This window comes from Streptomyces sp. LUP30 (assembly GCF_001746365.1).
Classification (GTDB): Bacteria; Actinomycetota; Actinomycetes; order Streptomycetales; family Streptomycetaceae; genus Streptomyces.
Genome location: NZ_MJAJ01000100.1, coordinates 1 through 9,584 on the forward strand (window position 1 = coordinate 1; position 9,584 = coordinate 9,584).

A 9,584-nucleotide genomic window follows, 5' to 3' on the forward strand; every position below is an offset into this window, starting at 1 on the left:
GGCCGCCGGGCCGCCGGGCCGCCGGGCCGCCGGGCCGCCGGGTCGCCGGCGTCAGCGGGTAGGCGGGGCGGCGGTTCAGCGGGGCGGCGGGACCCGGGCACGTCGAAGGCCGGGCCCCGGATCTTCCGATCGGGGTCCGGCCTTCGACGGCGTGTCAGGCGGAGGCAGTCGGGGGGTCAGCCGACGGTGACGCCGTGCGAGCGCAGGTAGGCGATGGGGTCCACGTCCGAGCCGTAGTCCGGCGTGGTGCGGATCTCGAAGTGCAGGTGCGGGCCGGTCACGTTGCCGGTCGCCCCGGACAGGCCGACCTGCTGGCCCGCGGTCACGCTCTGGCCGGCGGAGACGGACAACTGCGAGAGGTGGCCGTACTGGGCGTAGTAGCCGTCGGCGAGCCTGATGACGACCTGGTTGCCGTACGCGCCGCCCCAGCCCGCGGACACGACGGTGCCCTCGCCCACGGCCTTGAGGGGGGTGCCGGTCGGGACGACGAAGTCCACACCGGTGTGGTACCCGCTGGACCACATGCTGCCCGCCTGGTGGTACGGGGTGCCGATGGTGGCGCCGGCCACGGGCAGGACGAAACCGCTGGAGCTGGTCTCGGCGGCCTGGGTCACCTTCGCGGCGGACGACTTCGCGGACGCCTTGGACTCCGAAGCCTTCGACGAACCCGTGGAGGACGAGGACTTACGGGCCGAGGACGAGGACGAGCCGGACGACTTGTGGGCGCCGGACGCGGCCTTCGCGCCGATCGACAGCTTGAGGCCGGGGTGGATCAGCGACGGGTCGTCGCCGATGGCCGCCCGGTTGTCCTGGTACAGCCGCTGCCAGCCACCGCGGACGTTCTGCTCGTCGGCGATCTTCGAGAGGTAGTCGCCGGACCGCACGGTGTAGGTCTTTCCACTGGCGGTCTTGTGGGTCGCCCCGGCGGGCTGGACGGCCTTTTCCGAAACCGCCTTCGCGACCGGCTGTGCGGAAATCTGCGAAACCGATTCGGGGGTGGCCGCGTGAGCGCCGGAAGCGCCCATCAGCGGAAGGGCGAGTGCGGCGCCGCCCGTTCCGGCGACGGCTATGGAACGGGCGAAACGCTGGGCCTTGGGACGGCGGTGCTTACCCTTCGCGGGCATGACGAATTCCTCTCCGGCGCCTGCGAGGTGAGCTGTCGGGTGCGGACTGGAGATGTCCGGCCGCGCCGAGGCGCGACTTGACCCCGAGCCTGTTCCGGAGACCGGAACAGGCGGTTGTGCCTGTGGGTCCCCCGCTCCTGCCATGCACGGGTGAGTGTGCGGGATCCGGGCGGTGGCAGGATTCGGCGTCCGTCCGGATTGGGGTGGAACGTAAGCGACCCAGACGCACGGAGACAAGCAGAGGTTGCGCTGTTCACGCGTTTCTCTTGATCCCCGATGGGAATACCCCGTCACACTGCGTGAAACACGCCACGCGCTTACCGCCAAGCGCCCTGTAAACGCCTGCGAATTACGTGAACATGACGGGCGACTCTGGGTCACGGATATGACGCTGCTCACGTGACGACTCTCCAGGTCCCCCTATTTCCCGGCGAGTTGGAACGAAGGATTCATTTCGGACAGATACCTCAGATGCGACGCAGGCGGATAACCGTCGCATCGAGGTCGCCCCGCAGCCCGGTGCGCAATCCGTGGTGCAGCAATACCGCACCCCGGTGCACTTCGCCCGTTTCACGGCATTCGTACGACGCCGTCGGGTCGAGTCCCCGCAGCCTCAGCACGGGGGCGGGCTCGCCGAACCGCTGGGTCTGCAGCCAGGCGAGGACGACGCTCTCGTCGCCGCGCACGTACTGCACGGCGCTCAGCCCGCCCGCCGGAGGGCGCAGCCGGTAGAGGTCGCCATGCTGCACGAGCGGCCGGATGTCCTTGTAGAGATCCACCCATCGACGCGCCTCGGCAAGCTCCTCCTCACTCCACTCGGAGAGGTCGCCGCCGACGCCGAGCACCCCTGCCATGGCGCTGACGAACCGGAAGCGCAGGGAGCTCACCCTGCCGTTGAGCTGCGTGTTGGGGCTGTCGGTGACCCACGCCGCCATGACCCGCGCGGGGTGGATCTGGCTGAAGCCGTGCTGGATGTCCAGCCGGTCGAGAGGGTCGGTGTTGTCGGAGGTCCACACCTGGTCGGTGCGGCTCATGATGCCGAGATCGACGCGGCCGCCACCGCCCGAGCAGGACTCGAAGGCCACGCCCGGATGGGCCGCCCGAAGCCGGTCCAGCAGGCTGTACAAGGCCCGCACGTGGTCGACCCACAGGCGCTGCGGGTAGGGGTCGTCCGGCCAGCCGGCGTCGGTGAAGCAGCGGTTGAAGTCCCACTTGACGTAGTCGATCGGCGCACTGGACAGCAGCCCGTCGAGCTGCCCCCACAGATACTCCTGGACGTCCTCGCGCGCGAGGTTCAGCATCAGCTGATTGCGGAACTCCGTCCGCTTTCGTCCCGGTTGGAACTGCACCCAGTCGGGATGCGCCCGGTACAGGTCGCTGTCGGGGTTGACCATCTCCGGTTCGACCCAGATGCCGAACTGCATGCCGAGGGCGTGCACGTGGTCCGCGAGGGGCTTCAGCCCGTTGGGGAAGCGGTCGGGGTTGGGCTGCCAGTCCCCCAGTCCGGCGTGGTCGCCGGTGCGCGCGCCGAACCAGCCGTCGTCCACGACGAAGAGCTCGACGCCGATCGCCGCGGCCCGCCGGGCGAGGGTGGCCTGCTGCTCCTCGGAGATGTCGAAGTAGGTGGCCTCCCAGGAGTTGAACAGCACCGGCCGGTCCTGCTCGGCGTCCGGGACGACGTGGGCAAGCTGGTAGGCGTGCCAGGCGCGGCTCGCGCCGCCGAAACCGGCGTCGCTCCACAGACCGGCGAAGACGGGCGTGGTGAAGGCCTCGCCGGCCGTGAGGCGCAGCAGGCCCGAGTCGTCGTATCCCGCCCCGCCGGTGATCTGCACGCGCGCGTCGGGGAGTTGGGCGACCGCGATGCGCCAGGAGCCGGACCAGCCCAGGGCGCAGCCGTAGACCTCGCCGCGCTCCTCGGTCGCGTCGGTGTCGAGGGCGACCCAGGGCAGGTGCTGGTGTCCGGTGTGCCCGCGGCGGCTGCCGATGACCTTCTCGCCGTACGTGAGCGGGGTCCGCGTCAGCCGCGACTCGGCGGCCCAGCGGCCGTGCAGCTGCGACAGCCGCCACTCGTCGCGCAGCGGCAGGGTCCAGGTGGCCGAGTCCGCGCGGAGCAGTTCGAGGGGCCCATCGCCCTCGTTGCGCACGGTGGTCCACCGCTCGACGACGTCGCCGCGCATCCGGTAGTGCAGGGTGAGCGCGAGCCCGTCGTCCCGGAAGCGCAGCCGGAGCTCGTCGCCGTCGCTCTCGTGCGCCTCGAAGGCCCACTCGGTGCCGCGCCGCTCGTCGGTGCGCACGGACAGGGCGGGCCGCACGAAGCGGGGGCCGCCCTCGACCGGGTACTCCTCGTGCCCGTCGAGCGGGGCCTCGAAGGACGCTCCGCGCGGCGAGGGGCCGAGCGCGGCGAGGGCCTCGGCGTCCGCGAGCGCGATGCGCGGCCCCCAGTGCAGATGGATCAGCTCGTCGGCCTCGGTGAGATGGAGGGCATAGCTGCTCGTCGGCCCCGAAAGGAGCCACGTACGGCCGTTGTCGGCGATCTCGGGCATCAAACCCCCACTGATTCGAACAGGTGCGATCAAACACCGACATCATCGAGTGCGGTCGGCCCGCTGGGCAACTCCCCGGTGACAGGACTCTCACCTGGGCGGACGCCCTGTGGACAACCCGTTGCCCAGGGAACCCATGTCGTATCGTCGACGTGGTGTCCCGTCGGCCACCCCGAGCCGCGCCGACGGAGACCGACAGGGAGGGAGCCCCAGTGACGCAGCAGATCCCGTCGACCGAGCCCGAGCTGGCCGGCGTGCGCAACTTCCGGGACGTGGGCGGTCTGCCGACCGTGGACGGCCGGCGCGTGCGCCACGGCGTGCTGTTCCGCAGCGGTCATCTCGCGCACGCGACCGACGAGGACGCCGCGTTCCTGTCCGGCCTCGGCCTGCACACGATCTTCGACTTCCGCAACGCTGCGGACCAGAAGCTGGAGGGGCCGGACGTCGAACTGCCGGGCGTGCGCAACGTCAACCTGCCCCTGTCGGACCCGGCGGACGGCGCCGAGTTCTGGAAGATGGTCCGCGACGGCCATGTCGACCAGCTGCGCGAGATCCTCGGCGACGGCAAGGCCGCGGGCCGGATGATCGCCTCGTACCGCACGATCGTCAAGGAGCGGACGGCCGAGCACGCGCGGGTACTGCACTCGCTCGCCCAGGACAGCCTCCCGGCGCTGATGCACTGCGCGGCGGGCAAGGACCGCGCGGGCCTGTCCGTCGCGGTGACGCTGCTGGCCGTGGGCGTGGAGCAGGACGCGATCCTCGGCGACTACCTGGAGTCCAACGCGCGGCACCGCCGCTACAAGGTGCGCCGCAGCTCCACCTCGGGTGAGGCCTACTCCCCCGAGATCATGGAGTTGCTGAGCCCCCTCTTCGACGCCCGTGCGGAGTACCTGGCGGCGGCGTTCGAGACCGTGGAGGAGACCTGGGGCGGGGTCGACGCCTATCTGGAGCAGGGTCTCGGGCTCTCTCCCGAGACCCGCGAGCGGCTGCGGGAGCGGCTGCTCGACTGACGCCGCCCGCCCGGCCGCCCGGCCTGTGTGCGCCGGTCTACTGGCTGGTCCCCACCTCGAACAGCAGCCACAGGAACGCCGCGAAGAGGTGCCCGACGGCGATGTAGATGATCAGCCGGATCCACAGGGTGCGGGGGAACTTCTCCTCGTAGTCGCTCATGGCGTCACTCGGCTCTCTGACGGGTCGGGCCCCAGGCACAGCGTGGCGGAGGGGCTCTGCAACAGGGTGTGGACGAAAAGGAGCTCGACGCCGTCGGGATCCTGGGCGGCGATGCGGTGCGGGGTCAGCGAGTCGAAGTGCGCGCTGTCACCCGGGCCCAGCAGGTCCGTGGTGTCCCCGAGGCGCAGCCGCAGCCGGCCCCGCAGGACGTGCAGCCACTCCTCCCCGGGGTGGACGCGCACGATGTCGCCCTGGGAGCCGTGGGGGACGTGGACGCGCAGGGCCTGCATCCCGCGCCCGGACGCGCCGGCCTGCCAGTACGTCCAGCCGCCCGCGCGGGTCGGCTCCATGTCGGCGGCGCGGACCACGGCGTCGCGGTCGGCGACCGTCTCCCCGAGCAGATCCGAGACGGTCGTACCATAGACCCGCGCGAGGGTGAGCAGCATCGGCAGCGAAGGCTGGCGCTGTCCGGTCTCCAGACGGGAGAGATGGGCGGGCGACAGTCCGGCGTCGCGGGCCGCGGCCTCCAGGGTGAGGGCGGCCCGGCGGCGCAGGGCGCGCAGCTGGGGAGCGACGGCGTGAAGAGTCTCGACCTCCTGTGCCGGGGGCTCTGACTCGGGCGAGTGCATGTCTCCATTGCACGCCGGATTTGCCTCTGCGGCAAATTCCTTGCCTCAGAGGCAAACCGCGCGCCTCGCAGCGATCACGGCCCGCCCGCCGGTCAGCGGTTGGCCACCGCCTGCTTCACCAGCGTCTTGCCGAAGTCCCACATCAGCCCGCCGCCGCTGTGCGCTTCGTCCATCACGGCGGTGAAGGCGTCGACGAACCGGTCGACCTCCGCCTCGCCGATGATCAGCGGCGGGATCAGCTTGATCACCTCCAGGTGATCGCCGGAGACCTGGGTGAGGATCCGGTGCCGCTGCAGCAGCGGCACCACCACCATCTGCGCGAACAGCCCCTTGCGAGCCGCCTGGAGCATGGTCCAGCGGCTGCGCAGCTTCAGCGAGCGGGGCCTGCCGAACTCGATGCCGATCATCAGCCCCCGGCCGCGCACGTCGGCCAGCAGCTCGTACTTGTCCCTCAGCGCCGCCAGCCGGGACTGCAGAAGGTCGCCCGTCAGCCGGGCGTTCGCGACGATCTGCTCGTTCTCCATGACGGCCAGCACGGCGAGCCCGGCCGCCATGGCCTGCGCGTTGGAGCCGAAGCTCGCCGAGTGCACCAGCACCCGGTCCATCGACGAGTAGACCTTCTTGAAGATCCAGTCCTTGCCGAGCGTCGCGCCCACCGGGACGTACCCGCCGGAAAGGGCCTTGGCCACGCACACCAGGTCCGGCTCGACGCCGTCCTCGTGCTGGTAGGCGTAGAAGTCGCCGGTCCGGCCGAGGCCGGTCTGCACCTCGTCCACGACGAGCAGCGCCTTGTGCCGGTGCAGCAGCTCCTGGGCGGCGCGCAGATAGCCGGACGGCGCCTCGTGCACCCCCTTGCCCTGGATCGGCTCGACGATCAGGGCGGCGACGTCCCCGACGGCCAGCTCCGCGGCCAGCGCGTCGAGGTCGCCGAGCGGGACGGGCGTGTCGGGCAGCAGGGGCGCGAACCCGTCCCGGAAGCCCGACTCGCCGTTCACCGACAGCGAGCCCGTGGTGAGCCCGTGGAAGGCGTGGTCGCAGTACAGGACCCTCGGGCGGCCCGTCGCGTAGCGGGCGAACTTGAGCGCCGTCTCCACCGCCTCGGTGCCGCTGTTGCCGAAGAACACGCGGTCCAGGTGCGGGCTGTGCGCGAGGAGCTTCTCGGCCAGCAGGCCGGGCAGCGGCTGGCAGTCGAAGCGGGTGAGATCGGCGAGCTGGGCGTCCAGGACGTCGTGCAGCGCCTTGCGGACGACGGGGTGATGGCGCCCCAGGCCCATGACCCCGAACCCGGCGAGCATGTCCAGGTAGTCGTTCCCGTCCGCGTCCCAGAAGTACGCGCCCTCGCCACGGTCGTAGACCCTGTCGAAGCCGATGGTGTGCAGCATGCGCGGCAGTTGGTGGTTGAGGTACCTGCCGTGCAGCTCGTAGCGCTCGGCTCCGCGCTCGGCCAGCAGGACGCCGAGGTCGAACTCCGTGGTCATTCCGCCTTCTCCTTGACTGGCTCCTCGACCGGGCCGGCCGCCGCGCCGGCGCCGGACCCGGCGTCCTTCACCGCCAGGCAGGCGCCGATCCGGCCGGCGATCTCGACGGGCGTGAGCCCGATGTCGGCGAGCACCTCGTTCCGCTTGGCGTGCGCGAGGAACTGCTCCGGGATGCCGAACCTGCGTACGGGGACGTCGACGTCGGCGTCGCCCAGGGCCAGCGCCACCGCCGAGCCGACACCGGCGGCACGGCTGTTGTCCTCGACGACGGCCACCAGCCGGTGTCCGGCGGCGAGGCCGGGCAGCGCCGGGTCGACGGGCTTGACCCACCGGGGGTCCACCACCGTGCAGCCGAGGCCCCGCGCCGCGAGCAGCTCGGCGGCCTGCAGACACACCGGCGCCATCACACCGACCGCCACCAGCAGCACGTCCGGCCGTTCGGCCCGGCGCAGCACGTCCATGCCGCCCACCCGGTCGACGGCCGGCACGTCCGGTCCGACCGACTCCTTGGGGAAACGGAGCAGCGTCGGCGCGTCGTCCACCGCGACCGCCTCCCGCAGCTGGGCGCGCAGTTGGCCGGCGTCGCGGGGAGCCGCGATGCGCAGTCCCGGCACCACCTGGAGCACGGACATGTCCCACATGCCGTTGTGGGACGCGCCGTCGACGCCGGTGACCCCGGCCCGGTCCAGCACGAACGTGACCCCGCAGCGGTGCAGGGCCACGTCCATCAGCAGCTGGTCGAAGGCCCGGTTGAGGAACGTGGCGTAGACCGCCACGACCGGGTGCAGACCACCGGTCGCCAGGCCCGCCGCGCTGACGACCGCATGCTGCTCGGCTATGCCGACGTCCCACACGCGATCGGGGAAGCGTTCGGCGAACCTGCCGAGGCCCACCGGGTGCAGCATCGCCGCCGTGATCGCCACGACGTCGTCGCGTTCCTCGCCGATCGCCACGATCTCGTCGCCGAAGACGGACGTCCACGACGGCCCGCCGGCCGGCGCGAGCGGCACGCAGGTGAGGGGGTCCATCGCGCCGACGGTGTGGAAGCGGTCCTCCTCGTGCGCGAGGGCCGGCTCGAAGCCGCGCCCCTTCTCGGTCAGGCAGTGCACGAGCACCGGACCGTGGAAGCGCTTGGCCCGGCGCAGCGCGGACTCGACGGCCGCCAGGTCGTGTCCGTCGATCGGGCCGACGTACTTCAGGCCGAGGTCCTCGAACATGCCCTGCGGCGCGAACGCGTCCTTGAAGCCCTTCTTCGCGCCGTGCAGCGACTCGTAGACCGTGTTGCCGACGACCGGGGTGCGCAGCAGCACGTCCTTCCCCCAGGCCAGCACCTTCTCGTAGCCGTCGGTCGTGCGCAGGGTCGCCAGGTGGTTGGCGAGACCGCCGATGGTCGGGGCGTACGAGCGCTCGTTGTCGTTGACGACGATGATCAGCGGCCGGTCCTTGGCCGCCGCGATGTTGTTGAGGGCCTCCCAGGCCATGCCGCCGGTGAGCGCGCCGTCGCCGATGACGGCGACCACGTGCCCTCTCTCGCCCCGCACCTGGCGGGCCTTGGCGAGGCCGTCGGCCCAGCCGAGCGCGGTGGAGGCGTGACTGTTCTCGATGACGTCGTGCTCGGACTCCTCGCGCGAGGGGTAGCCGGACAGACCTCCCTTGCCGCGCAGCTTGGAGAAGTCCTGACGTCCGGTCAGAAGCTTGTGCACATAGCTCTGGTGCCCGGTGTCCCACAGGATGCGGTCGGCCGGGGACTCGAAGACCCGGTGCAGGGCGACGGTCAGCTCCACCACGCCCAGGTTGGGGCCGAGGTGGCCGCCGGTCCTGGCCACCGCATGCACCAGGAACTCCCTGATCTCTTCGGACAGTTCACCGAGTTCCGCCTCGGACAGCGCCTTCAGGTCGCGTGGTTGCCGGATGTTCTCCAGGATCGTCACGTCGGGCCCCCTCTCGGTCCGTGCCTTGCCTCAACTCACCGTCACGGCCGGTTTCCCCGTGACGGCGGGGGCGCCGGAAGCGACGCCTTCCTCCTCCATCTGTTCGGCCAGCTTCATGGCCTCCTCGATGAGGGTCTCCACGATCTTCGACTCGGGGACGGTCTTGATGACCTCGCCCTTCACGAAGATCTGGCCCTTGCCGTTGCCGGAGGCGACCCCGAGGTCGGCCTCACGGGCCTCGCCGGGACCGTTGACGACACAGCCCATGACGGCGACCCGGAGAGGCACCTCCATGCCGGTCAGCCCGGCCGTGACCTCCTCGGCGAGCTTGTACACATCGACCTGGGCCCGCCGCACGACGGGCAGGAGACGATCTCCAGACCACGCTGCTTGAGGTTCAGCGACTCCAGGATCTGGTTGCCGACCTTGACCTCCTCGACCGGAGGAGCCGACAGGGAGACACGGATGGTGTCGCCGATGCCCTGGGAGAGCAGCGCACCGAAGGCGACGGCCGACTTGATCGTGCCCTGGAACGCGGGACCGGCCTCGGTCACACCGAGGTGCAGCGGATAGTCGCACTGCGCGGCCAGCTGCCGGTAGGCCTCGATCATGACCACCGGGTCGTTGTGCTTGACCGAGATCTTGATGTCGCGGAAGTCGTGCTCCTCGAAGAGGGACGCCAGTTCCTCGATGCTGCTCACGAGGGGTT

7 protein-coding genes, 1 pseudogene and 1 riboswitch are annotated in these 9,584 nt (G+C 71.0%); of the genes and pseudogenes, 1 reads left to right on the top strand and 7 read right to left on the bottom strand.

Annotation, left to right across the window (positions count from 1 at the left end; genetic code table 11):
• Window positions 1-176: 176 nt before the first annotated feature.
• Together BG482_RS39505 and BG482_RS39510 are read right to left on the bottom strand one after the other, a co-directional pair.
• A complete protein-coding gene (locus tag BG482_RS39505; RefSeq protein ID WP_069774047.1) occupies window positions 177-1,124 on the bottom strand; it encodes a LysM peptidoglycan-binding domain-containing M23 family metallopeptidase in 948 nt (315 codons plus the stop codon).
• 4 nt (window positions 1,125-1,128) lie between these two features.
• Window positions 1,129-1,322, bottom strand: a riboswitch (cyclic di-AMP (ydaO/yuaA leader).
• 269 nt (window positions 1,323-1,591) lie between these two features.
• Window positions 1,592-3,667 carry an alpha-galactosidase gene (locus BG482_RS39510; RefSeq protein WP_069774048.1) on the bottom strand — a complete coding sequence of 692 codons (2,076 nt, stop codon included), beginning with the start codon at window positions 3,665-3,667 and terminating at the stop codon, window positions 1,592-1,594.
• Window positions 3,668-3,879: 212 nt separating this feature from the next.
• Here BG482_RS39510 and BG482_RS39515 point away from each other — a divergent pair, with 212 nt between their 5' ends.
• A complete protein-coding gene (locus BG482_RS39515; RefSeq protein ID WP_069774049.1) occupies window positions 3,880-4,677 on the top strand; it encodes a tyrosine-protein phosphatase in 798 nt (265 codons plus the stop codon).
• A gap of 37 nt (window positions 4,678-4,714) precedes the next feature.
• On the opposite strand, the gene BG482_RS39520 is transcribed toward BG482_RS39515, so the two are convergent.
• The 5 genes and pseudogenes from BG482_RS39520 to BG482_RS39540 form a co-directional block, all read right to left on the bottom strand.
• A complete protein-coding gene (locus BG482_RS39520) occupies window positions 4,715-4,837 on the bottom strand; it encodes a DUF6126 family protein (protein WP_069774050.1) in 123 nt (40 codons plus the stop codon).
• Complete coding sequence (locus tag BG482_RS39525) at window positions 4,834-5,466, bottom strand: helix-turn-helix domain-containing protein (protein ID WP_069774051.1); 633 nt, start codon at window positions 5,464-5,466, stop codon at window positions 4,834-4,836. Before BG482_RS39525 ends, BG482_RS39520 begins: the two co-directional genes overlap by 4 nt.
• A gap of 92 nt (window positions 5,467-5,558) precedes the next feature.
• Entirely contained in the window at window positions 5,559-6,944 is a 1,386-nt protein-coding gene (locus tag BG482_RS39530; protein ID WP_069774052.1) for an aspartate aminotransferase family protein, read from the bottom strand.
• Window positions 6,941-8,875, bottom strand: a complete 1,935-nt coding sequence (dxs, locus tag BG482_RS39535; protein ID WP_069774053.1) for a 1-deoxy-D-xylulose-5-phosphate synthase — start codon at window positions 8,873-8,875, stop codon at window positions 6,941-6,943. Before dxs ends, BG482_RS39530 begins: the two co-directional genes overlap by 4 nt.
• 30 nt (window positions 8,876-8,905) lie before the next feature.
• Window positions 8,906-9,584 (bottom strand): annotated as a pseudogene (locus BG482_RS39540) (flavodoxin-dependent (E)-4-hydroxy-3-methylbut-2-enyl-diphosphate synthase); the annotation flags it as partial.

Coding starts and splice junctions, on each gene's coding strand:
- BG482_RS39505 (WP_069774047.1), bottom strand. CDS start 1,124: ATGCCCGCGAAGGGTAAGCACCGCCGTCCCAAGGCCCAGCGTTTCGCC.
- BG482_RS39510 (WP_069774048.1), bottom strand. CDS start 3,667: ATGCCCGAGATCGCCGACAACGGCCGTACGTGGCTCCTTTCGGGGCCG.
- BG482_RS39520 (WP_069774050.1), bottom strand. CDS start 4,837: ATGAGCGACTACGAGGAGAAGTTCCCCCGCACCCTGTGGATCCGGCTG.
- BG482_RS39525 (WP_069774051.1), bottom strand. CDS start 5,466: ATGCACTCGCCCGAGTCAGAGCCCCCGGCACAGGAGGTCGAGACTCTT.
- BG482_RS39530 (WP_069774052.1), bottom strand. CDS start 6,944: ATGACCACGGAGTTCGACCTCGGCGTCCTGCTGGCCGAGCGCGGAGCC.